Origin of the sequence: Halomonas sp. 113 (genome assembly GCF_904067645.1) — a bacterium.
In the GTDB taxonomy this organism is placed as follows: domain Bacteria; phylum Pseudomonadota; class Gammaproteobacteria; order Pseudomonadales; family Halomonadaceae; genus Vreelandella; species Vreelandella titanicae.
Map to the genome: position 1 here is coordinate 3,346,245 of NZ_LR881453.1, position 21,830 is coordinate 3,368,074.

A 21,830-nucleotide genomic window follows, 5' to 3' on the forward strand; every position below is an offset into this window, starting at 1 on the left:
GCATCAAACAAACCCACTTGTTGCTGCGGCAACTCTGTACTGGAGCCAATGATATGGCCGCTACGCCTACTCCCCTTGAAGTGCGTAATATTAAAAAACGCTTTGGCGATACGGAAGTTCTGAAAGGTCTTTCATTACAAGCCCAAAAGGGCGATGTGATTACCCTGATTGGTGCCTCTGGATCGGGTAAAAGTACTTTTTTGCGCTGCATGAACTTGCTTGAACAGCCCGACGATGGCGACCTCATTGTCCATGGCGAACCCATTCGCTTTAAGACCACGAAGCACGGCCGCGAACCTGAAGATTGGAAGCAGGTGGTACAAATGCGCGCCAAGCTCTCCATGGTGTTCCAGAGCTTTAACCTGTGGGCCCACATGACGCTGCTCGAAAACATCATCGAAGCGCCGATTCATGTGCTGAAAAAACCCAAAAAAGAAGCCTTGGAGCATGCCCATGCACTGCTCGATCGGGTTGGCTTAACGGCCCGCGCCAACGCCTACCCAGCACAGATGTCCGGCGGGCAACAGCAGCGCGGCGCTATTGCCCGCGCACTGGCGATGGATCCAGAAGTGATGCTGTTTGACGAACCCACCTCCGCCCTTGACCCGGAATTGGTCGGTGACGTATTGAAAGTCATGCACGACCTCGCTGAAGAGGGGCGCACCATGGTCGTGGTGACTCACGAGATGGGGTTTGCCCGTGATGTCTCTAGCCAAGTGATTTACCTTCACCAGGGCCTGGTGGAAGAGGCTGGCCCGCCCGATCAAGTGTTAGGCAACCCGCAATCACCGCGCCTGCAGCAATTCCTGGCACCTAATTACTGATCCGCGAGGCTGACCATGATTGATTTACAAGGGTATGGCCCCCGGCTGATCGAAGGGGCTGGCGTCACCATCCAATTAGCGGTGTTGTCGCTGATTTTAGCGATTATTTTAGGGCTACTGACCGCCAGCGCGAAGATGTCGCGCAACTGGTTAGCTCATCGTCTTGCCACGCTTTACACCACACTTATTCGCGGTGTGCCCGACCTCGTGTTGATGATGCTGTTTTTTTTCGGTGGCCAAATTGGCGTCAACATGATCACCGACTGGCTTTACTACTCCTTCGATATCGATATTTTTATCAATATTAATGCCTTCGTCGCGGGCGTTGTCACCATTGGGCTAATCTTCGGGGCCTATATGGGGGAAACCTTTCGCGGCGCTTTTATGGCGGTCGATAATGGGCAAATCGAAGCAGGTAAAGCCTATGGCATGAGCGATGGGCTGGTTTTTCGTCGCGTCCGTTTTCCGCAGATGATGCGCCATGCACTGCCTGGCCTTTCCAACAACTGGATGGTACTGCTCAAAACCACAGCACTGGTCTCGGTAATCGGGCTTTCTGATATGGTGCGTGTCGCCTCAGAAGCCTCTAAAGCGACGCGCGAACCTTTCACTTTCATGATTATTGTCGCGCTTATCTATCTGCTCATCGCCAGCGTTTCGGAATGGATCTTTGCTCGTCTGCAAAAACGCTACAACATTGGCTATGGGGAGGCAGACTAATGACCGCTTTCATGACATGGCTCGAAAATCAGCTTGCCGAGAACAGTATTTTCACGCTGCAAACGCTTTCCTACTATGGCGATGGGCTGACCACCACGGTGCAACTGGTCTTTTTATCGCTGGTCATTGGCTTAATCGCTGCGGTACCCCTTGCCATTGGGCGTGGTTCAAAACACGCCTGGATTAAGTGGCCTATTTTTGCTTACACCTATGTTTTTCGTGGCACACCGCTACTCATCCAACTCTACCTGATTTATTACGGCGTGGTGTTTGTGGACGGAATCCAAGAAAGCTGGCTATGGGTGATACTTGAAGAACCGTTCGTTCCCGCACTCATTGCATTTACCCTCAACACCGCCGCCTATACGACCGAGATTTTTCGCGGCGCGATTAAGTCTACATCGAAAGGTGAAATTGAAGCGGCTCGTGCCTATGGCATGTCACCTCAGCAGACCATGCGGCGCATTATTATCCCCAGCGCTTTTCGTCGCGCACTGCCGGCCTACGGCAACGAAGTCATTTTCATGCTACATGCCAGCGCTATTGCCAGCGTAGTGACGATTATGGACCTGACCGGCGCGGCGCGCTTTGTCTATGCGCGTTTTTATGCACCTTTTGACGCATTCTTGTTTGTGGCAGCGATATACCTGTGTTTAACCTTCACCATCCTGTATCTCTTTCGTTATCTAGAGAAAAAGCTGCTCGCACATCTACAGCCACAGAACTCCTAGTGTGAAACAAACGTTGGTTTACGAATCATCAAGCGCTTTTCGTCAACGCCGAGTTAGGATAAGTTATCAATGATCATCACAACGCAACCTGTGACTAACGTGGTCAACGCCATATAGGCAACGCCATCATTAGGCGGTGGTTGCTTAGATGAACTCTGCTTCCAAGGAGATACATAATGAAAAAACTGCTGTCTGTCTCACTGCTAGGCTTAGCCGTTGCAGCAAGCGCCGCCCAGGCGCAAGAAGACCAACTACGTATCGGGGTTGATGTGCCTTACGAGCCGATGGAATATCGCACGCCGGATGGCGAGCTGACCGGCTTTGATATCGACCTGGGCAACGCCCTCTGCGAGCGCATCGGCGTTGAATGTGAATGGGTTGTACAGGGCTGGGACGGCATTATCCCGGGTCTCATGGCACGTAAATACGACGCTATTATGTCCTCCATGACGATCAATGATGACCGTCGCGAGCAAGTGCTGTTCTCTGACCCCTACATCACCCCACCGTCCGCCTGGTTTGCTCCTGAAGGCACCGACCTTGATGCAACCAATGAAGAGTCGCTCGCCGGCATGACCATCGGCGTTCAGCGCGGCACTCTGCAGGACAATTACGTCACCGACATGTATGGCGATGTCGCCGACATCAACCGCTATTCTACCGCCGATGACATGGTGCTGGACATGGAGTCCGAGCGTTTGGACATCCTGTTCCTCGACTACCCAGTCGGTAAGTCCACGTTACTGGATAGCGAAGAAGGCAACTACGTTGTTGTCGGCGAGATGCTCACCGAACCTAAAGAGTATTTTGGTGATGGCTTTGGTATCGCGTTCCGTCAACGCGACGAAGCACTCGCTGAGCAGTTCAACGAAGCCCTGGCTGAAGTGAAAGAAGACGGCACTTACGACGAGATCTACAACCGTTATTTCGGTGGGCAAGAGTAAGCATCACAGCAAGCCCTAGGGCCTGTTGACGTTTCACTCGCGGCCGCGCTGGAGCCCGTTTTTATTCGCGGCAAGGCAGGAGGAGAGAAGTTTGGTGGTTCCAAATGAACGACGACTAACGCCGCCGCGGATAAAAACGGGCCCAGCCCTTCGGGTTGCCCCGCAAAGCGCGCCATACGGCGTTGCAAAACTTGAAAAGGGAACCACCCTTCCCAGCGTTTTGCGCCTTGTCTGACGCGCTTTGTGGGGCAACGCGGTTCGCGATGAAACGTCAACAGGCCCTAGTGTCCATCACCCCGGCAACCGCCGGGGTGATGCGTTTCTACCTAACGCTGAAAATTCAGTGAACTAGGTAAAGCTGCCTCTGTCTGTGTATCATCGAGCATGTTCAACACGGAGGTTTTATGGCTCACCCGACTAGCCCACATGCAGGCACGCTACCTCGCCTCTCTTCTCACTGGACCGGCTGGGGGCAGTGGCTGGCCCTGATCACCATGACCGTGGATCACCTCACTCGCTATGTGCTGCCCGGCGATTGGGATCTAAGCTGGGCCGGGTCTTCCATTGGCCGTATCGCCTTCCCGCTGTTTGCCGCCATGGTGGCCTGGCACGGCCTGTTTAATACCCGCAACCCACTGCGCTACTCGCGCCGAATTCTAATTATCGGCTTGGTTGCCCAACTCCCCTACATGATGATGCCACGCGCATCAGACGCATTTATCCTCAACGTCTGCTTTACCCTGGCCAGTGGTTTAACCTTAGGTGCGCTAGTGCGCCAAGGCTGGCAGCACTACCAGCAGCAAACGTTAGGTTTGCCCTGGTTGTTAGCCGGTGCAGCGGTAGGTGTGACCGTGTGGTATCTGCTCGGTTTTTGGGTGGAGTACGGGCACAACGGGCTGCTGCTGATTCCGCTATTAATGTTCGCGATGCACGCCTTGAGCCAAACTGAGAGCCATTTCCAAGCGCGCCTATGGGCAGGCCTAGCGGCATTTCCAGCACTCTGGATTGCCGGGCAAATGAATGCCTCTGACATGGCCAAATCGTTTACTGTAGGTACGTGCCTCATCGTGCTGGTACTTGCTGCAGGTGCAGCGCAACGAATCCCCCCCGTCTACTTAGTGATGCCGCGACGTTTATGGTTAGCGTGGTACCCCGGCCACTTTGCGTTAATCGCTTTATGGGTGCTGCTAATCGGTCAATTGGCTTAAGCGTTCGGATCACTGCATTTTATCGCGCATCCAGGGCTGGTAGCGGCAAAGCTGCGCCCGGCCTTCTGTTTTTGCACGATACATCGCAATATCCACTTGTTTAAGTACTTCTTCGTAATCGCAAGCGACGGTTGTGAAGCAGGTATAGCCTATGCTGGGCGTTACGTTGGTATCGTTACTTGCCAGTCGGTAAGGCTGAGAGAGAGCCTGCTGAACCTTAAGCATATAAGTCTCAGCACGCGCCTCCAGGGTCTCATCTGCCCCCTTGCCAAGCAGGGCCATTAGCACAAACTCATCCCCGCTGAGACGAGCAGCCATATCCTCCCCGTTCAAGCAGCTTTCAAGGCGGCGAGCCACTTGCACTAGTAGATTATCGCCCGCTGCATGTCCCAAAGTGTCATTAATCAACTTAAAGCGATCCATATCCAAAAACATCAGTAACCCGCTCTGAGGCTCTGTTTGTTTCTCATCGCAAAGAGTTGCCAAACGCTCGATAAACAGCCGCCGATTGGGTAGATCGGTGAGAGAGTCATAAAAAGCCTGACGGTAAATGATCGCCTCAGCACGCTTACGCTCGGTGAAATCTTCAATAATGGCTACGCCGCCGACCATCTCATTACTGGCACTATGCACACCGTTGAAGAATGCCCGTAGCGGGGTGCCTGCGCTCGCTTTGGGCAAATAGTAAGTTCCCTCATAATAGCCAGTTCCTTTAGCGAGGGCATTGCGCACGGCCTTGGCAACCTCTGGATTCGCCGAGCTGGATAGCATCTTATAGCCGAGCAACTGAGCGCGGTTAACGTCCAGTATCTCCAACAGCTTACTATTACAATCAGTGATGAAACCCTGGCTATCAAAATGCAGCACTCCCAACGGCGAGCGTTGAAAGATAGAGCGGTAGCGATTTTCGCTCTCTTGCAACTGCGCCTCCCGGGCCGACATATTCACCCGCAGGGCAATGTTATCGTGAATAATTCTGCTTAAACGTCGACTAGTGGTAACAATCAGGCCAAGAAACAGGCTAAGCATGGCACCAATTAAAACTGCCAGCGGTGAACCTAATAGTAAAAACTGCACTAGCAGGGGAAGCAAAATCGGCAGCACAAAACCGAGTGCCACCCACCAAACGGCCGAAAGCGTTGTGACACCACCGGCAGCAATGCCCGCCAATACAATCGAAAGCGCAGCCACCTGACCGTGATTTTCGCCAGTAAACAGAACGACCCCGCCGACTCCCCAGACACAGCCAGCTAAAACTGCCCCGGCGCTAAACCGGTATAGCCAGCGGCGGCGCTGCTGTTGCTGTGCCGGTAAGCGGCGAAAATAGTAGGCCAAGGCAAGGCGAGCGAACGAAACAAAGGTCAATACTGCGAGCCAGGTGAGCAGTACCCAGCTTGCGACCACTGGCCACATGGCTGCGACTAGCAGCATGCCTGCCAACACGCTGCTTAGCACCGGTTGCCAAAGGTTGTCGTACAGCAGACGTACTTTTTCGCTATGCAGGCGCTTTACAGTGACATGGTGGTCGCGATGGAAACCACTGCGCAGCCCAGGGGCAGACCCAGTAGTTGAAGAGTGAGGCATACTAACTATCCGCCTAAAAGTCGCTATTAAGATCAGCATAATTAGCTGATTTTTTGTTGTGGCTCCTTTTTAGCGCATTTAGTCACTTTTAGCGATAAAAGTTGCATGATTGGACAACATTGGTAGAAAAAAGCCGCCTGAGCTAAGCAGGCGGCTGTAGAAACTACTGTTTGATGGAAAAGCTTAGCTGTGGCGGCGGCGCCTCCGGCAGTAACGCACTACAGACGTTAACTTTTTCCAGTAGTTCGGCATGGTTAGGTGCCAGAATATTGATGTGGGCAAGCTTGCGACCAGCGCGCTCAGCTTTGTCGTAGCGATGCAGGTGCGTATTGGCAAGCGCTAGAATCTCTGCGTTATCACCTTCACGACCAATCACGTTAATCATGCAGGTGGGGGCAATCGCCTGGGTATCGCCTAAGGGCAAGCCCTGTATCGCGCGCAGGTGGTTTTCGAACTGGCTGGTCACCGCGCCATCCATCGTCCAGTGGCCGGAGTTATGCACCCGGGGCGCCATTTCGTTGGCGAGCAGGCTGCCATCGCGGGTTTGAAACAGCTCTAGCGCCAGCACGCCCACATAATCCAGCTCATCGAGCAGCGCACGAATATAGCCATCAGCGGTTTGCTGAACGCTTGCATCCAGATCCGGCAGTGGCGCCACGGAGTAGCGCAGGATGCCATCCACATGCTGGTTTTCGGCCATGGGGTAGAACACCACCTCACCATCACGACCGCGCACGGCAATCATCGAGACTTCCCGCACGAAGTCGACGAAGGCCTCAACGACCAACTGCGAATGGCCAATTGCGCTCCACGCCTCGCCAGCCTGCTCGGGCTGTTTCAAGACTGCCTGGCCTTTACCGTCGTAGCCTTCAGTGACCGATTTTGCCACCACCGGGCAACCCAACTCACGGGCGGCGGCTTCAAGCTGCTCGGCGCTCTGCACTACCCGGTAAGCAGGGGTCGGAATGCCTAGACGATCAAACAGTGTCTTCTCTTCGACCCGGTTCTGGCACACTTCAATGGCACGACTGCTGGGATAAACCGGCTTGTGCTGCTCAATTTCGCGCAACAGTTGAACGGGCAGGTGTTCGAACTCGTAGGTCACTACATCAACCTTGGCCAAAAACTCAGCCAGGTGCTGGTTATTAGGATCGACAATTACATCGCCAATTCCAGCACTGGGATTACCCGTAGTATCTAAAAAAGTGAAACGATTACCCAGCGGATAACCCGCTAGCGCCAACATGCGGCCTAATTGACCTGCACCCAGTACGCCAATGTTTTTTGCAATACCAGAGTTCATAGCCAGACTCCTTATTCCGCTTCCGGCTCGGGGCGCGGGTCAGGGTTGTCGAGAACTTTCTGAGTCTGCTCGGCGCGAAACGCTTCAACCGCGCTGCGTACGGTCGCATCTTGCAGGCCAACGATCTGCGCTGCTAACAACCCTGCGTTGGTCGCGCCCGCTTTACCAATCGCCAAGGTGCCCACTGCGATGCCGCCGGGCATCTGGGCAATGGAGAGCAGCGAATCCAAACCTTTTAGCGCTTTCGACTCCACCGGCACACCCAGTACCGGTAGTGGCGTTTGCGAGGCCACCATACCTGGCAAGTGAGCAGCACCACCCGCACCCGCCACAATTACCTGCAAACCGCGTTCAGCAGCGCTCTTGGCATAGTCAAACAGCAGGTCAGGTGTACGGTGTGCTGACACCACGCGAGTTTCATAAGCCACGCCCAAACGCTCCAGCATGGAAACAGCGTGCTCCATGACTGGCCAGTCGGACTTGGATCCCATGATCACGCCCACCTTGGGTGCGCTGTTCGACGACATGCAAAACTCCTCGGCCCAACGGCCTATAAAAAGCGAAACTAAATTAAAAAACAGCGTGCGCCGGGTCAGGCACACATCAAAATAGGAAGGCGAATAGTCTACCAGAGCTAGCCCGTTTGCGGGCGTTGCCGAGGTCGTGAAATTTTCATCAAAATAGGCATTGAAATGCGCACCGGTTGGCGGCATTGTGTGTTTGTCATTTCAGACTGATGGAGCCACATGAGCACGGCACGCGCAACTGCCACTGCGGAACAGCTTGATCCTCCGCGAAGCAGCCCTGACCTCGACGTCAGGGAACTTGAAAAACGTACGCGATTAATGCGTATTATCACGCGTCTGATCGCCGTATCAGACTTAGGAAGCCGAGAAATTGCCCGCCGGGCAGGGCTTCCCGTTCAGAAAATCAGCGACCTGCTCGCCGGAAGGCTTGAGCATCTGGGAGTGGATGAACTTCACGCCCTGCGTCGCACCTTAGAGCTGGAGGCGCCATAGCAGACACTTTTTCTGCTGTTCCCACTTCTCCACTCCACGCAGGCCGCCTCCCGGCGGTCTGCCAAGAAAGCTTTTTTTCACGCCTACCCCAATCCCGAGATTACTTCACTTCGTTCGTAATGACGGCTCATGGCGCAATCGCAATACCCCCAAACGCTACAACCACCACCACGACCCAAGCGGGCAGCTTCCATACGGTTAATAGCAAGAAACCGGTTAACGCCAGGGCAAACTCCTCTGCACCAATGATCGCACTCGTCCACACCGGCTGATAAAGCGCTGCGCCTAAAATGCCTACCACCGCCGCATTGGCACCGCGCATTAGCGCCTGGGCACTGCCCCACTGACGAAATTGATTCCAAAACGGCAACACGCCCACTAACAGCAAAAAGCCGGGGATAAAGATTGCCAGCAGCGCCAGCAAAGCACCGACTAAACCATTGATACCGGGCAACAGCGCGCCTAAGTAAGCCGCAAACGTAAACAGCGGCCCCGGTACCGCCTGGGCGGCACCGTAACCAGCCAAAAATTCATCCGACGTAAGCCAACCCGACTGCACCACTTCCGCTTCCAACAGCGGAAGCACTACGTGCCCGCCACCAAACACTAATGCGCCTGAACGGTAAAACGCATCGGCGATATCCAGCCAAACCGCCATCCCCGCCAATAACGGCAGCAGAATCAACAGCCCTGCGAATCCCCCCAGCGCCACCATGCCTGCCTTACGCGTCACCGGAAAATGCAGCGACTCACTTGCCGTAGCGGCAGCGCTATCGCGACACAGTGCTAGCCCGGCTAAGCCCCCCAACACAATCGCCGACACCTGACCCAGTGGGCCACTGACCAGCACCACCGTCAATACCGCCGCAAGCGCGATTCCCGTGCGGGTTTTATCCGGGCAGAGATTACGCGCCATGCCCCACACCGCGTGGGCAACAATCGCCACCGCCACCACTTTTAAGCCATGGATAATGCCACTGCCAATAGGGCCATCCAGCACCGCCGCGCCAAACGCAAACAGCACCAGGATAATCGCCGAGGGCAGTGTAAACGCCAGCCACGCCATGGCAGCCCCCCAAGGCCCCGCGCGCAATAGGCCAAGAGCAAAGCCCACCTGGCTGCTAGCGGGCCCCGGTAAGAACTGACACAGCGCCACTAGATCAGCGTAGGCCTGCTCAGAGAGCCACTGGCGCCGTTCCACAAAGGCCGTGCGAAAATACCCCAGGTGCGCTACCGGGCCGCCAAAGGACGTTAAGCCGAGTGCTAAAAATACCCAAAACACCTCACCTATGCGCCCACGTGCCTGCGTTTGCTCCACCATTTCGGCCACCTGTTATTCCAATAAAAAAGCGCAAGGCTTTTATACTAAGCCTTACGCTTTAATTCTTTATGACAGCGTGCTCATGAGGATACGCTCATAACGACAACACGGATTACTCCTGGTCGGTCACCGCGCCGGTGCTGGCCGAGCTAACCAAACGCGCATACTTAGCCAGCACACCGCGTGTATAGCGGGGTTCTGGCTGCTGCCAGGCGGCGCGGCGGCGCATCAGCTCTTCATCGGAGAGGTCAACGTCGATGGTATCCGCTTCAGCATCGATGGTGATGGTATCGCCATCTTTCACCAGCGCCAACGGGCCGCCGTCAAAAGCTTCCGGTGACACATGGCCGACCACAAAACCGTGGCTGCCACCGGAGAAGCGCCCATCGGTAATTAGCGCCACGTCGTTACCCAAACCACGGCCCATAATCGCCGAGGTCGGTGTGAGCATTTCACGCATGCCGGGGCCACCTTTCGGCCCTTCATAGCGAATCACCACCACATCGCCGGCAACGACGGTGCCATCGTTAATACGCGCCTGGGCCTCTTCTTCCGAGCCAAATACCCGCGCTGAACCAGAGAAGCGAGTGCCCTCCTTGCCGGTAATCTTCGCTACCGCGCCTTCCGGTGCCAAGTTGCCGTAGAGCATGCGCAGATGGCTTTCCGTTTTAATCGGATTTCCCAGCGATGCAATAATCGGCGGTTCAGCAGGGTAAGGCTCAACCTCAGCAAGGTTCTCTTCCAACGTTTTGCCGGTGACGGTCAAGCAGTTGCCGTTGAGCAAGCCAGCATCCAACAGCATTCTCATCAGCGGCTGAATACCGCCAATCGCCACCAGCTCACTCATCATGTAGTGGCCGCTGGGGCGCAGGTCGGCAAGCACCGGTACGCGCTTACCTATTTCAGTGAAATCGGACAGTGACAGTTCAACGCCGATGGTGCGCGCCATGGCGATAAGGTGCAGCACCGCATTGGTAGAGCCACCCAAAGCAATGACGACAGTTATCGCGTTCTCGAACGCCTCGCGGGTCATAATATCGGAGGGTTTGATATCGTCCGCCAGCAGCGCCAGCACCGCCTCGCCCGCCGCTTTGCAGTCGTCACGCTTCTCTTGGGAGATGGCATTTTGCGCCGAGCTACCCGGCAGGCTCATGCCCAAGGCTTCAATCGCCGACGCCATGGTGTTGGCGGTGTACATGCCGCCACAGGAGCCAGGGCCAGGGATCGCCGTTTCTTCGATGTTCTTAAGCTCGATCAGGTCGATATCACCACGGGAGTGCGCGCCCATGGCCTCGAAGACCGAAACAATATCGGTATGCCCCTTGCCAGGCATAATGGTGCCGCCATAGACGAACACGCTGGGGCGATTCAAACGCGCCAGCCCCATCAGGCAACCGGGCATATTCTTATCACAGCCGCCAATGGCCACGAGGCCATCAAAGCCTTCACAACCGGCGACGGTTTCGATGGAGTCGGCGATCACCTCCCGCGACACCAGTGAATACTTCATCCCTTCGGTGCCGTTGGCAATACCATCGGAAATGGTAATAGTATTGAAAATAACACCTTTACCACCGCCTGCATCGGCACCGTCACGGGCAAACTCAGCCAGCTCGTTAATATGACTGTTGCAGGGCGTCACCATGCTCCAGGTAGAGGCAATACCCACCTGAGGCTTCTTGAAATCGGCATCCGTAAAGCCCACGGCGCGCAGCATGGCACGGCTAGCGGCTTTGCCTGGGCCATCGACTACTTGGGAAGAGTGGCGGCGGGAGTTTTGCGATGAATCAGACATTAGAAATCTCTCTTAGCGTTGTTCACGGTATCCGCATAGCTTGGCGATATATATCGCATCCCGCAAGATGATTAACTCCTGACACCATAGCGTTCCCCCCATCGTTTCTTTGCTTTTAATTAGGCGTCAACCAAAGTTGACACTCGCAGAGCTGTCAACTATAGTTATCACCATGATCGAGTTGATTAAAACCGATGTCTTCGATAGATGGCTACGCGAGCTTCGCGATATCCGTGCCCGCGCCAAGGTTGAAGCCCGCATCCGACGTTTGAGTCTGGGCAACCCTGGAGATGTGAAGCCGGTCGGTAAAGGCGTTTCTGAACTGCGAATTCCTTATGGGCCAGGCTACCGCGTCTATTATATTACCAAAGGGCCAGTAATCGTGGTTCTGCTGTGCGGTGGTGATAAAGCCACCCAATCCCACGATATCGAACTAGCCAAAGCCATTGCCGCGCAATGGAAGGAGTAACACCATGACCGTTCCTAATGTCACTTTCAGTCACTACGATACTGCTGATTACCTTCAAACTGAGGAGGATATTGCGGCCTATCTTGATGCAGTAATGGAAGAAAATGATCCTGCTCTTCTTGCCGCCGCACTTGGTGATATCGCCCGTGCTCGCAACATGAGCCAACTCGCCAAAGACGTTGGAATGAGCCGGGAAGGGCTTTACAAAGCCCTATCAGGGGAAGGAAACCCGGCTTTTGCGACCATTAGCAAAGTAGCCAACTCCTTGGGGTTGCGCCTATCTATTAAACCGCTATCGCGGCCAGAAGCGGGCAGCTAGAGCGCTTATCGCCCATTCCTTGCTTTTAGCAACACCTCTGACCAGTGAGTTCGGCTGATCTTGCCGGTGCCTCATTCCCAAACGTCAACATATCCTAGTCATCCCGCCCCTGCCGTAAAGGAATGATTAACTAAGGAACATCGTGCATGTCTGCAAACTCTCTGCTCTCGCAAACGCCGTTAACGCCGGGCTTTATGGTGGTACATGCCAATCGCCTGGAAGATTTGCGCGGTTTGGCGGTGGAGTGGATGCGCCGACACCCGCTCTCGCCGCTGGAGAACGAGACCATTCTGGTGCAGAGCAACGGCATTGGGCAGTGGCTAAAGCTAGCGCTAGCAGAAGACCCGACCCAAGGCGGTGCGGGCATAGCCGCGGCTTTGAACGTCACCCTGCCCGCGCGCTTTCTATGGCAGGCCTACCGAACGGTGCTGACGCAGCTAACCAATGACGACCACGCGGTGCCTGAAACCTCGCCGTTTGATAAATCGCGGTTGATATGGCGCTTATTGCGCCTGCTGCCTAGCCTTGCCGAGCAGGAAGCTTTTGCGCCGCTGGCACGCTTTTTAGAAGTGGATCGCGACCAGCGCAAGCACTACCAACTGGCCGAGCGGCTGGCGGATCTGTTCGACCAGTATCAGGTCTACCGTGCCGACTGGCTGGACGCCTGGGCAAAGGGCAACGATGTGCTGATCACTGCCCGTGGCGAGGCCCGCCCGCTGGAAGCGCACCAATTATGGCAGCCAGAGCTGTGGCACGCACTGCGCGACGATGTGGCTAACAACCTAGGCGAGGCAGGCCTTAACAGCAGCCGCGCCCAGGTGCACAGCCGCTTTCTGGAAGCCGCCGTTCAGCTTGAAGGCCAAGCGTGCCCACCCGGCCTGCCCCGGCGATTGATTATTTTCGGCATCTCATCGCTGCCGCAACAGACGTTAGAAGCCCTGGCGGCGCTGTCGCGCTGCTGCCAAATCGTGCTCTGCGTCCACAACCCCTGCCAGTACTACTGGGCGGATATCATCGAGCACAAAGACCTGCTCCGCGCCAGCCGCTACCGCCAGCGACGCAAGGCAGGCATGCCCGACGCCCTGGATGTGCTGGGCACCGGCGATGCCGACGACGCCCTGCACCTGCACGCCCAACCGCTGCTGGCCGCCTGGGGTAAACAGGGGCGCGACTACCTGCGCCTACTCGACGAACACGACGACGCGGGCAACTACCAAACGCTATTCGAGCAGCAGGCGCTGCGCATCGACATGTTCGAGCCGTTCAGCGGCGAAGAGCGCAACTGCCTGCTCAGCCAGCTACAAGACGATATCCGTGAGCTGCGCCCAGTGGCGGAAACCCAAACCCACTGGCCCGCGCTCGCCCCCGCCAGCGACGACTCCATCGTGTTCCATATCGCCCACGGCCCCCAGCGGGAAGTGGAGATCCTTCACGACCAGCTGCTGGCGGCCTTCAGCGCCGACCCGGATTTGCGACCGCGGGATATCATCGTCATGGTGCCGGATATCGACCGCTACGCGCCGCACATAGAAGCGGTGTTCGGCCAGTACCGCTCCACCTTCGGTGGCTATAATGCGAACGCGAGACCCGACGACCCGCGCTACATCCCTTACACCCTTTCGGATCAGGCCAGCCGCCACCGCTTGCCGCTGATGATTGCGCTGGAAAAACTACTGCGCCTGCCAGAACTTCGCCTTTCAGTGAGCGACCTGCTGGATCTACTGGAAGTCCCCGCGCTGCGCACACGCTTTGGCATCGACGAGCACGACCTGCCGACCCTCAGCCGCTGGATCGAGGGTGCAGGCATCCGCTGGGGGCTCAATGCCGAGCAGCGCACCCGGCTGGATCTACCCGAAGGGCTAACTCAGAACACCTGGGCCTTTGGCCTGCGCCGGTTGCTACTGGGGTATACGGTGGGAAGTGCAGAGGCGTGGCAAGGCATCGAACCATTCGATGATATTGGCGGGCTGGAAGCCTCTTTGGCAGGCCCGCTGGCAAATCTGCTGGAAAAACTGGAAAGCACCTGGGAAACCTTCTGCCAGCCCACCGACGCCGCCAGCTGGGTGGCCCGGCTGCGTGAACTGCTGGAAACCTACTTCTTGACCGACGACGCTCAAGAGAGCGTCATGCTCACCAAGCTTGAGACCGCGCTACAGCAGTTGTTGGACAGCACCGAAGAAGCCGAGCTTTTTGACCCGCTGCCGCTCTCCATGGTGCGTGAACACTGGCTGGGGCAAATAGACGAACATAGTCTTTCCCAGCGCTTCCTGGCGGGCGCGGTCAACTTCGCCACCCTCATGCCGATGCGCGCCATTCCGTTTAAGCGGGTGTGTTTATTGGGCATGAACGACGGCGAGTACCCCCGTTCCCAGCCGCCGCTGGACTTTGACTTGATGGGCAGCGACTACCGCCCCGGCGACCGCTCGCGGCGGGAAGACGACCGCTACCTGTTTCTGGAAGCGCTGCTCTCTGCCCGCCAGCAGCTTTATATTAGCTGGGTGGGGCGCAGCCAGATCGACAACAACCCCATGCCGCCCTCGGTGCTGGTCGGTCAGTTGCGCGACCACCTGGAGGCGGGCTGGCACACGCAAAACGGCGAGCCGCTGCTGGAAGCGTTAACCACCGAGCACCCGCTGCAACCGTTCAGCCGCCGCTACTTCTCTGCCCAGGCCAGCGACTCCCCCGCTCAAGCACGGCTGTTCACATACGCTCACGAGTGGCACGCCCTGCACGCACCGCGAAGCGAAAGCCAATCAGGCGAGAGACCAGCGACGCTTAAACCAGACAGCGAACAACAAGGCACGTTAACCCTGAACCAGCTAGGCAGCTTTCTACGCGAACCCGCCAAGGCGTTTTTCAACACTCGCCTGGGGGTCTACTTCGAGCAGGAGGAGCTTACCCAGCTGGACGTTGAACCCTTCACCCTAGACGGGCTACAGAACTGGCAGTTGCAGGATCAGCTAATCGCCGCCCAGCGCCACGCGGTGGATAACGGCCTGCCGCGAGTGGAAGTACTGCACGCAGCACTGGAACGCTTTAAAGGCCAGGGCGTGCTAGCCGTGGGTGCCTTTGGCGAGAGGATGCGCGAAGCGCTGGCAGAACCAATGGACGCCCTGTTTGGCGCCTACGAAGAAGCATTGCAAGAATGGCCTCAAGTAGTGGCGGCGCCCCAGGCAGTGCATGTCGTTAAAAGAACTGAAGGAAAGGTAGCGCTGGAGGACTGGCTGGGAGAACTGCGCCAGGATGAGGCGGGCAACCGCTGCCGCCTATTACTGCTCAGCAGCAGCCTGGTCAGCCAGGGGCGTGGTCGAGCTCAGTATCGCTGGCAACACCTGCTGCGCCCCTGGGTCGCCCACTTGGCGGGCAATATTGAGCGCCCGATGACCACCCAGCTACTCTCAAAAGCAGGCCATGTGCGCCTGGAACCGTTAGAAGCCGAGAATGCCCGCTACCAGCTACAAAACCTGCTAAGCGCCTGGTGTGATGGCATGCAGGCCCCGCTACCGCTGGCTCCGCAAGCCGCTTTCGCCTGGCTGGCCAAACAAGGCACGCCGGAATTGGAAGCCGATAGCGCAAAGGAGAGCGACGCCTACGCCGCCGCCGAAACCGCCTACGAAGGCGGCCGCTTTCAAGCCGGCGAAGTTGCCCAAAGCGCCTACCTCTCCCACCAATGGCCGAGCTTTGAAAAGCTATTCAACGAGGATGCTCTGGGTCACAACTTCGCCACGCTGGCCGAAGCGCTCTATGCGCCGCTGCACCGCTCGGTCAAGGGATGACGAAACGTTGCCGGGCTGGGGCCTAAACGATCAGCGAGAGCAACGAGCCTCAGGCTAAATACTATTCCCATTCAGCGACAAAATCCGCTTCGCCAGCGAGATCATCTCCGGGTCGCCGGTGTTCTTTTCCGCCACGTCGGAAAGTTTGATCACCGGCAGCCAGCCCTGCCCTTCCGGGCGCGCCTCAACCATCTTGATCACCATATTCATCGGCTCAACACCAACATCGTTAGTGAAGTTGGTGCCGATACCAAACGCCATGCCGATGCGACCTTTGCAGAAGGCATGTATCCGCTCGACCTTCTCCGGTGTTAGCGCGTCGGAGAAGATAATCGTCTTACTTAGCGGGTTGATGCCCAAGCGCTCGTAGTGGTCGATGGTCTGGGAGGCAAACTCGATAGGGTCGCCGCTGTCGTGGCGAACGCCATCGAACAGCTTGGCGAACTTCTTATCGAAGCTGTCGTAAAACGCCTTAGAGGTAAAGGTATCCGTTAAGGCGATCCCCAGATCACCGCGATACACATCTACCCAATGCTCCAGCGCCAGGCTATTGGCCATTTTGAAACCGAAGCGGGCACCGTGGAACATAAACCACTCGTGGGCGTGGGTGCCTATCGGCTTAACGCCGTGGCGCATGGCCATCAGCACATTGCTGGTGCCGCTGAAGGCCTCACCACCGTGATGGCTAAGCGCACCGACCACCCGGTCGTGAACGTCAGAAGAGAAGCGCCGACGGGTACCGAACTCAGCAATTTTCAGCCCTAAACGGCGGTAAAGTTCGATTTTCTCCTGGGCGTGCTGCTCAATCATCGCATCAGCGTCAGGCGTGATCGTCACGCCACGCAACCGATACCACAGCTCGCTGATTAACGCCATCAGCGGCACTTCCCAGAGAATGGTGCGATACCAGGGCCCTTCAATGATCACCGAAAGGTCGCTCCCCTGCTGCTCTACAATCACCTCGCTAGGGTTGTAATGAAACCCGGCGAGGAAATCGAGATACGTAGGGTCGAGATAAGGGCACGTTATTTCGAGATAGCGCTTCTCCTCATCGCTCAACCGTAGCGATGCCATCTTATCGACTTCGTGGCGAAGTTCGGCGCCGAAGCCGTCAGGAAAAGCATGCTCGCCACGATTGATAAAGGCGTAGCGCGCATGGGCATAAGGAAAGCGTTTGATCACGGCGTTCTGCATCGTGATCTTATAGAAGTCATTATCCAGCAGCGATGTCAGCATGAGATCCCATCGTTAGAGTGAACCGAAGCCGCCGGTAGCGTAAACTAAAATGCACCTAAAGTGGCTCGGCGATAAGATTATCAGGTGGCGGGGCTGTCATACAGTTAAGGAGCTGACTTCATGCGTATTACCCAAACACATCGCGCAATCATTCTTTCTGGCGTGAGCGAGTTTATTGGTGATTCGGTGGAAACTCATGTGTTTGGTTCAAGGCTAGATGATTCAAAGCGAGGCGGCGGCGTTGATCTACTGTTGATCTCCCAGACAGCGATACCGCCACAGCCTTGTGCTGAACTCAAACAAATACTCGAAGAATACCTCAAACTGCCGGTGGAAATTGTCACCTATGTATCGACTGATGAGCCAAACCCCACCCAAGCGAGAGTCTTAGCCGAAGCGCGCCCGATTGGTTAAAGTGGGGAAGCGGCATGAGTCAGGATACTCTTAGCGACTAACAATATATTAACAACGCTCATAAAGCGTGCAAAATGGCAATATGCCAGTTTCAGGGTGGCAGTTGATGTACTCAAATGGCACGCCTTCGGTTAGCAGGAAGACTTCATGCCAGGTCACCACTTCGCGTTTTTTCCCATATTGCCTGTTTTTAGCAATGGCATGGTCATAAATGGTTTTATGAGTAGGATGTGAACTGGCCCAGCTTTCCATCTCCTCCAAAGAAGCAAAGTAAGCATGTACCGAGGTTTCGTAGCGCTCGTCACCGTTATCATCAAGGTTTGACATGACCCTCAAGCAGAGCGTGCCCGTTTCCTCCTTATTGTCGAGCAAGTACTGCATACCTTCCATCAATTTGGGGCGTAATGACTCCTCGTAGTCGTCAAACTGCTCCTGCTTCGCCTCCCCCCAATACTGACCGGATCGAATCGAGGTCAGGTTATGAGGCACTTGAGCAAACAAACGTCGCCCGAGTGTCGTTTTGCTACCCGGTGCAGGCATCTTAACTTTAAAGGTGCTCGACAGTGGATCCACCGCAGAGACCGGAAAGCGGTCACGGGCAGCGCCAAAATAGCCGTTGGTAGTCATGGGAACCACCTTGGTGTCAGGACAACGCCCCAACCCTATTCGATAGTTACCTTCTGAGTAGATCGTTTCATGACGGTCATAATGGACATGGATGGTCTCCCGCCAATAGCCGAGCGTATCGTCAGTGCGCTGTGGCTGTGCGAGCCACTGGATAAACGCAGCATCCTGCAACCACTCCATATAGACCGAAGGATCGGTCCAGTAAGCGACCAGCACCGCGTTGGTGTAGCCCGCTTCATCGGTAAAGCGCAGCGTTTCGTGAGCTTCCGGCGCGGAGTCGATAACAAAAGAGTCCCTGATACGGCTGAAAAACGCCGCTTGGTCATCCCAGGTAAGCTCGCGCCCCTGAATACCAAAATAGACACAGCAGAGTCGATTGACCGGTCGTGTCCAGCGCAATGTATAGCGCGGGGCCGCCGGTTCGTGACCGGGAGGCCGCCGCTCGGGTACCACTCGGGGGTAGTCGATATGAAAAGTCATGGCAATACTCCATCTCAACGATGGCTGATCCAGTGGAGCATGAAACAGCCATCTGATGAGTTGATTTCACAGCAAGCTTAAACGTGATCAGTCACTTCTTACCGGCGACTTCACTTCTGTATCCACATGCAGGCTGAATACATCCGGGCGGGCATAGTGGCCAACCGGGTCGAAATCAAGCTTGCTGCGTACGATGACGTCCTGGGAGACCTCGGCATAGAGAATGCCCTCCTCGTTAAACAGAGGGCCGGCGAGAACTTCCCCCATGGGGCTTACGATTATGCTCGCGCCTCGCATCAGTATCGTTTCCGGCTCGCTCGCCGGTGCCAGCAGGCAGTCATAATCATCGGGAAAATCGCCCCGTGTCAGATACTGGCAGGCGCTTAACACGTAGCAACGTCCTTCAAGAGCGATATGCTGCATGCTGGCCAGCCATGTATCACGGTCATCAGCGGTGGGCGCACAGTAAACATCGACCCCCTTGCCATACATGGCCGAGCGCATCATGGGCATATAGTTTTCCCAGCAAATCACCGCGCCCACCGTACCTACACCGGTCTTGAAAACCGGCAGCGTCGAGCCATCGCCGAACCCCCAAATAACACGCTCGCCGCCGGTAGGCATCAGTTTGCGATGTTTGCCCACCAAGCCCTGCTCAGGATCTATATACAGTACCGTGCAGTAGAGGGTATAGGCCGTACGCTCAATCACCCCCATGACCACGAAGATGTTATGTGCCTGAGCTGCATCAGTAATCAGGGTCAGCTCCGGCCCACCAAGGTCAATGGCGCTTCGGTAGTAACGAAGAAACTCATCACGTCCCTCCTCAGTCCGTTTGCCTACCGGACTACCGAAGCTTGCCCCCTTAGGGTAGCCCCCCAAAAAAGCTTCTGGAAAAACCACCACCGTTGCCTTTTTGGAGGCAGCTTCACTGATTAACCTTGCCCCCTTTTCAGCGGTCAACATAGGGTCAAAGGGGTGGGATCCCGCCTGAACAACGGCGACTTTTTTAGCTGATTGCATGAGCAGTTACCTTTTGCGTAGGTTGCTTGCCATAGAGCTGAGCGAACAGCGCATGGTAGTCATTGTCGCCGTTCACTGGCGCAGCCTGGGTAAAACGGCTAACAAGGGCCACCAACAGGCCATTGACGATGATCGCGCTGATACCCGGGCCAAAGAACAGCGTGAAATCGGTAGCAGCGCTTACGAACAGTGTGATGACACCCGCCACCATCCCGGTTAACGCACCAGCGGGAGTAATCCAGCGGAAATAGAGCATCCCCAGTGCGGTGGGTACCAGTTGCAAGCCAAGGCTGAAGCCCAGGGAGGCAACGGGCACCAAGTAGCCAGCCCCGGAAGGGCTAAGGGCAAGCACCAGTACAATGCTGGTGATCAGCCCAATGACTACCTTATTGACCAAACGCAAGCGCTTTTCACTCATCTCTTTATCAAAGAACCGACGCCATACATCCTCAGCCACCAGGCTTGCCGAAGAGAGCAACTGGCTGTTGATGGTAGAAATGGCAGCAGCAAGGATACCGGCGACCACAAAGGAGCCGAGAATGGGGGCATATTCAGCAAAGATCAGGGGCAGAATCGCATCGCTATTGTCCGCCGCCCCTGGCACCAGCCCAGGAATATTGGCTGAAAGGCCTATCACCAGCGGAATGCAGGCCATCATCCAGGAGTTCCAGAAAGGGGTGAACATGGCCACCTTGCCCAGCACTTTCGCTGAATGCGCCGAGTAGAACTTCTGCCACATATGAGGTAATGCCCAGGCTCCAAAGCTCAGCCCAACCCATAACTCCAGCATGGCCACCGGATTGCCTTTATTCGTCAATAGCTGTGGCTCGACTTCGGCCACGTTCTGCAGGAACGACCAGCCGCCCGCTTTACCGATGATGAAGACCGCCGTGAACACCAGCACCGTGGCAAAGAATGTCCCCATAAAGGCATCCGCCCATGCGGTGCCCCTGAAGCCCGCCCAAAGCACGATAAAGCCGACCACCACCGAGGTCACGATAACCCCAACGGCATAGGGGATAGCACCGCCGGTCAGGCTTTCCAGTGCACGGGCACTGCCCGTTACCTGAATCAGCATCACCGGCACCAAGGCGATGATACCGACGATGGAAAACAGCAAACGAAGCGTGGGGCTCGAGTAGTAGTGCTCTACCATTTGCCCAGGAGTGATGAAGTTAAAGCGTTTACCGATATACCAAATGCGCGTGCCAAACAGCCAAATAAACACACTGCCCTGAATGATCGCCCAGGTGGTAAAGCCCGCGAACCAGATCCCCTCCCGATAATAGACACCGAATGAACCCAGCAGCGTCCAGGTAGAAAAGTAAGTCGCCCCCATGGACATCAGCAGCAGCGCGGTATTCATGGAGCGCCCACCCACGACGTAATCGTCAATGGTCGACGCATTATGCTGCCGGGCACGCAGCGATATCACGACAAAGATAGCGATGAACGCGATCAGTATGATGATAGTGACAGCGGTGCTATTCATGCCCGCCCTCCTGATGCTCAAATGCATCAATACGTGCAGAGAGTGGCTTGAAGTAGAGTGGATAAAGTGCAATGGCACAAAGTGTCAGCACTATATTACAGGTCAATACCCAGGCCAGAGGAAGAGATAGTGGGCCTACCCACACCAGTTCATTGAGAATATTAAAGTAGGGAAGCCAGCTTCCGATAAGTGCCAATATAAGCACTAACCAGAACAACTTCCGATTCATTCCTGTCAACATTTAAGTCACCTTTAAGCGTAGAGCCAAAGCCAACATCTCTTTTTAGCTTTACTTGTTAGTTTTATAACAAACCGTGTTGAGCAAGCGTCTCGAATTTCCTTAAGCTATATTTACAGACCTGTTTACAGACACATATTTATACAAGCCTTCACATAGCTTACTGAGCTCACGATTGTCGCTATCAAGAGATACCCAAGTACTGCATTGCAGTAAGGTAGAGCATAGGGAGCGTCAGGGTATGAGAAAAACGCTATTGTTAGCACGACTCGTTGCCGAAAAGTGAACACCTACCTATATTATTGTT

At 55.7% G+C, this 21,830-nt stretch carries 20 protein-coding genes; 10 read left to right on the forward strand and 10 right to left on the reverse strand.

Annotated elements, in window-relative coordinates; genetic code table 11:
- Nucleotides 1-53: 53 nt before the first annotated feature.
- The 5 genes from YERSI8AC_RS15785 (at nt 54) to YERSI8AC_RS15805 (ending at nt 4,427) form a co-directional block, all read left to right on the forward strand.
- Nucleotides 54-824 (forward strand): ABC transporter ATP-binding protein, encoded by a 771-nt coding sequence (locus tag YERSI8AC_RS15785; RefSeq protein WP_022522698.1) that lies wholly within the window; start codon nt 54-56, stop codon nt 822-824.
- A 15-nt stretch (nt 825-839) separates the two neighbouring features.
- Nucleotides 840-1,544, forward strand: a complete 705-nt coding sequence (locus tag YERSI8AC_RS15790; protein WP_008958949.1) for an ABC transporter permease — start codon at nt 840-842, stop codon at nt 1,542-1,544.
- Nucleotides 1,544-2,275, forward strand: coding sequence for an ABC transporter permease (locus YERSI8AC_RS15795; protein WP_022522697.1), 732 nt, complete (start codon nt 1,544-1,546; stop codon nt 2,273-2,275). Before YERSI8AC_RS15790 ends, YERSI8AC_RS15795 begins: the two co-directional genes overlap by 1 nt.
- A 176-nt stretch (nt 2,276-2,451) precedes the next feature.
- Complete coding sequence (locus YERSI8AC_RS15800) at nt 2,452-3,219, forward strand: transporter substrate-binding domain-containing protein (protein WP_009287639.1); 768 nt, start codon at nt 2,452-2,454, stop codon at nt 3,217-3,219.
- A gap of 404 nt (nt 3,220-3,623) precedes the next feature.
- Nucleotides 3,624-4,427: a TraX family protein gene (locus YERSI8AC_RS15805; protein WP_009287638.1), complete on the forward strand. Its 804-nt coding sequence runs from the start codon at nt 3,624-3,626 to the stop codon at nt 4,425-4,427.
- A gap of 9 nt (nt 4,428-4,436) precedes the next feature.
- Here the strand turns inward: YERSI8AC_RS15805 and YERSI8AC_RS15810 are convergent, their stop codons facing one another.
- From YERSI8AC_RS15810 to purE, 3 genes are all read right to left on the reverse strand, one after another.
- On the reverse strand, nt 4,437-6,011 hold the full coding sequence (locus YERSI8AC_RS15810) for a diguanylate cyclase domain-containing protein (RefSeq protein ID WP_201304224.1): 1,575 nt from the start codon (nt 6,009-6,011) through the stop codon (nt 4,437-4,439).
- 163 nt (nt 6,012-6,174) lie between these two features.
- Nucleotides 6,175-7,314: a 5-(carboxyamino)imidazole ribonucleotide synthase gene (locus YERSI8AC_RS15815; RefSeq protein WP_159177043.1), complete on the reverse strand. Its 1,140-nt coding sequence runs from the start codon at nt 7,312-7,314 to the stop codon at nt 6,175-6,177.
- Nucleotides 7,315-7,325: 11 nt separating this feature from the next.
- Nucleotides 7,326-7,841, reverse strand: a complete 516-nt coding sequence (purE, locus tag YERSI8AC_RS15820) for a 5-(carboxyamino)imidazole ribonucleotide mutase (protein ID WP_022522693.1) — start codon at nt 7,839-7,841, stop codon at nt 7,326-7,328.
- A 219-nt stretch (nt 7,842-8,060) separates the two neighbouring features.
- On the opposite strand from purE, the gene YERSI8AC_RS15825 reads away from it, so the two are divergent.
- Nucleotides 8,061-8,333, forward strand: coding sequence for an XRE family transcriptional regulator (locus YERSI8AC_RS15825; protein WP_008958942.1), 273 nt, complete (start codon nt 8,061-8,063; stop codon nt 8,331-8,333).
- Nucleotides 8,334-8,460: 127 nt separating this feature from the next.
- Here YERSI8AC_RS15825 and chrA read toward each other — a convergent pair whose 3' ends face one another.
- Nucleotides 8,461-9,654, reverse strand: a complete 1,194-nt coding sequence (gene chrA, locus YERSI8AC_RS15830) for a chromate efflux transporter (RefSeq protein ID WP_201304225.1) — start codon at nt 9,652-9,654, stop codon at nt 8,461-8,463.
- 112 nt (nt 9,655-9,766) lie between these two features.
- The gene (ilvD, locus tag YERSI8AC_RS15835) at nt 9,767-11,449 is read right to left on the reverse strand and encodes a dihydroxy-acid dehydratase (RefSeq protein WP_009287633.1); all 1,683 of its coding nucleotides are present in this window, start codon (nt 11,447-11,449) and stop codon (nt 9,767-9,769) included.
- A 172-nt stretch (nt 11,450-11,621) separates the two neighbouring features.
- On the opposite strand from ilvD, the gene YERSI8AC_RS15840 reads away from it, so the two are divergent.
- The 3 genes from YERSI8AC_RS15840 (at nt 11,622) to recC (ending at nt 16,013) form a co-directional block, all read left to right on the forward strand.
- Entirely contained in the window at nt 11,622-11,918 is a 297-nt protein-coding gene (locus tag YERSI8AC_RS15840) for a type II toxin-antitoxin system RelE/ParE family toxin (protein WP_022522690.1), read from the forward strand.
- Nucleotides 11,919-11,922: 4 nt separating this feature from the next.
- Complete coding sequence (locus tag YERSI8AC_RS15845; protein ID WP_022522689.1) at nt 11,923-12,237, forward strand: addiction module antidote protein; 315 nt, start codon at nt 11,923-11,925, stop codon at nt 12,235-12,237.
- A gap of 146 nt (nt 12,238-12,383) precedes the next feature.
- Nucleotides 12,384-16,013: an exodeoxyribonuclease V subunit gamma gene (gene recC / locus YERSI8AC_RS15850; RefSeq protein ID WP_159177045.1), complete on the forward strand. Its 3,630-nt coding sequence runs from the start codon at nt 12,384-12,386 to the stop codon at nt 16,011-16,013.
- Between the two features lie 54 nt (nt 16,014-16,067).
- On the opposite strand, the gene pncB is transcribed toward recC, so the two are convergent.
- Nucleotides 16,068-17,249, reverse strand: coding sequence for a nicotinate phosphoribosyltransferase (gene pncB, locus YERSI8AC_RS15855; protein ID WP_159177046.1), 1,182 nt, complete (start codon nt 17,247-17,249; stop codon nt 16,068-16,070).
- Nucleotides 17,250-17,369: 120 nt separating this feature from the next.
- Here pncB and YERSI8AC_RS15860 point away from each other — a divergent pair, with 120 nt between their 5' ends.
- On the forward strand, nt 17,370-17,663 hold the full coding sequence (locus tag YERSI8AC_RS15860) for a nucleotidyltransferase domain-containing protein (RefSeq protein WP_159177047.1): 294 nt from the start codon (nt 17,370-17,372) through the stop codon (nt 17,661-17,663).
- 48 nt (nt 17,664-17,711) lie between these two features.
- Here the strand turns inward: YERSI8AC_RS15860 and YERSI8AC_RS15865 are convergent, their stop codons facing one another.
- From YERSI8AC_RS15865 to YERSI8AC_RS15880, 4 genes are all read right to left on the reverse strand, one after another.
- A complete protein-coding gene (locus YERSI8AC_RS15865) occupies nt 17,712-18,770 on the reverse strand; it encodes a phenylacetaldoxime dehydratase family protein (RefSeq protein ID WP_236557312.1) in 1,059 nt (352 codons plus the stop codon).
- Nucleotides 18,771-18,857: 87 nt separating this feature from the next.
- Nucleotides 18,858-19,793 carry a carbon-nitrogen hydrolase family protein gene (locus YERSI8AC_RS15870; RefSeq protein WP_159177049.1) on the reverse strand — a complete coding sequence of 312 codons (936 nt, stop codon included), beginning with the start codon at nt 19,791-19,793 and terminating at the stop codon, nt 18,858-18,860.
- A complete protein-coding gene (locus YERSI8AC_RS15875) occupies nt 19,780-21,285 on the reverse strand; it encodes a sodium:solute symporter family protein (protein WP_236557313.1) in 1,506 nt (501 codons plus the stop codon). Before YERSI8AC_RS15875 ends, YERSI8AC_RS15870 begins: the two co-directional genes overlap by 14 nt.
- Nucleotides 21,278-21,526 carry a hypothetical protein gene (locus YERSI8AC_RS15880; RefSeq protein WP_201304287.1) on the reverse strand — a complete coding sequence of 83 codons (249 nt, stop codon included), beginning with the start codon at nt 21,524-21,526 and terminating at the stop codon, nt 21,278-21,280. The genes YERSI8AC_RS15875 and YERSI8AC_RS15880 overlap by 8 nt, the downstream gene beginning before the upstream one ends.
- Between the last annotated feature and the right edge of the window lie 304 nt (nt 21,527-21,830).

Excerpts from the sequence above, each read along its gene's own strand:
- YERSI8AC_RS15860 (WP_159177047.1), top strand. The coding sequence starts at position 17,370 with ATGCGTATTACCCAAACACATCGCGCAATCATTCTTTCTGGCGTGAGC.
- YERSI8AC_RS15795 (WP_022522697.1), top strand. The coding sequence starts at position 1,544 with ATGACCGCTTTCATGACATGGCTCGAAAATCAGCTTGCCGAGAACAGT.
- YERSI8AC_RS15870 (WP_159177049.1), bottom strand. The coding sequence starts at position 19,793 with ATGCAATCAGCTAAAAAAGTCGCCGTTGTTCAGGCGGGATCCCACCCC.
- ilvD (WP_009287633.1), bottom strand. The coding sequence starts at position 11,449 with ATGTCTGATTCATCGCAAAACTCCCGCCGCCACTCTTCCCAAGTAGTC.
- purE (WP_022522693.1), bottom strand. The coding sequence starts at position 7,841 with ATGTCGTCGAACAGCGCACCCAAGGTGGGCGTGATCATGGGATCCAAG.
- YERSI8AC_RS15790 (WP_008958949.1), top strand. The coding sequence starts at position 840 with ATGATTGATTTACAAGGGTATGGCCCCCGGCTGATCGAAGGGGCTGGC.
- YERSI8AC_RS15840 (WP_022522690.1), top strand. The coding sequence starts at position 11,622 with ATGATCGAGTTGATTAAAACCGATGTCTTCGATAGATGGCTACGCGAG.
- YERSI8AC_RS15845 (WP_022522689.1), top strand. The coding sequence starts at position 11,923 with ATGACCGTTCCTAATGTCACTTTCAGTCACTACGATACTGCTGATTAC.
- YERSI8AC_RS15875 (WP_236557313.1), bottom strand. The coding sequence starts at position 21,285 with ATGAATAGCACCGCTGTCACTATCATCATACTGATCGCGTTCATCGCT.
- YERSI8AC_RS15810 (WP_201304224.1), bottom strand. The coding sequence starts at position 6,011 with ATGCCTCACTCTTCAACTACTGGGTCTGCCCCTGGGCTGCGCAGTGGT.
- YERSI8AC_RS15825 (WP_008958942.1), top strand. The coding sequence starts at position 8,061 with ATGAGCACGGCACGCGCAACTGCCACTGCGGAACAGCTTGATCCTCCG.
- YERSI8AC_RS15785 (WP_022522698.1), top strand. The coding sequence starts at position 54 with ATGGCCGCTACGCCTACTCCCCTTGAAGTGCGTAATATTAAAAAACGC.
- YERSI8AC_RS15880 (WP_201304287.1), bottom strand. The coding sequence starts at position 21,526 with ATGTTGACAGGAATGAATCGGAAGTTGTTCTGGTTAGTGCTTATATTG.
- recC (WP_159177045.1), top strand. The coding sequence starts at position 12,384 with ATGTCTGCAAACTCTCTGCTCTCGCAAACGCCGTTAACGCCGGGCTTT.
- YERSI8AC_RS15865 (WP_236557312.1), bottom strand. The coding sequence starts at position 18,770 with ATGACTTTTCATATCGACTACCCCCGAGTGGTACCCGAGCGGCGGCCT.
- YERSI8AC_RS15805 (WP_009287638.1), top strand. The coding sequence starts at position 3,624 with ATGGCTCACCCGACTAGCCCACATGCAGGCACGCTACCTCGCCTCTCT.
- YERSI8AC_RS15800 (WP_009287639.1), top strand. The coding sequence starts at position 2,452 with ATGAAAAAACTGCTGTCTGTCTCACTGCTAGGCTTAGCCGTTGCAGCA.
- chrA (WP_201304225.1), bottom strand. The coding sequence starts at position 9,654 with ATGGTGGAGCAAACGCAGGCACGTGGGCGCATAGGTGAGGTGTTTTGG.
- pncB (WP_159177046.1), bottom strand. The coding sequence starts at position 17,249 with ATGCTGACATCGCTGCTGGATAATGACTTCTATAAGATCACGATGCAG.
- YERSI8AC_RS15815 (WP_159177043.1), bottom strand. The coding sequence starts at position 7,314 with ATGAACTCTGGTATTGCAAAAAACATTGGCGTACTGGGTGCAGGTCAA.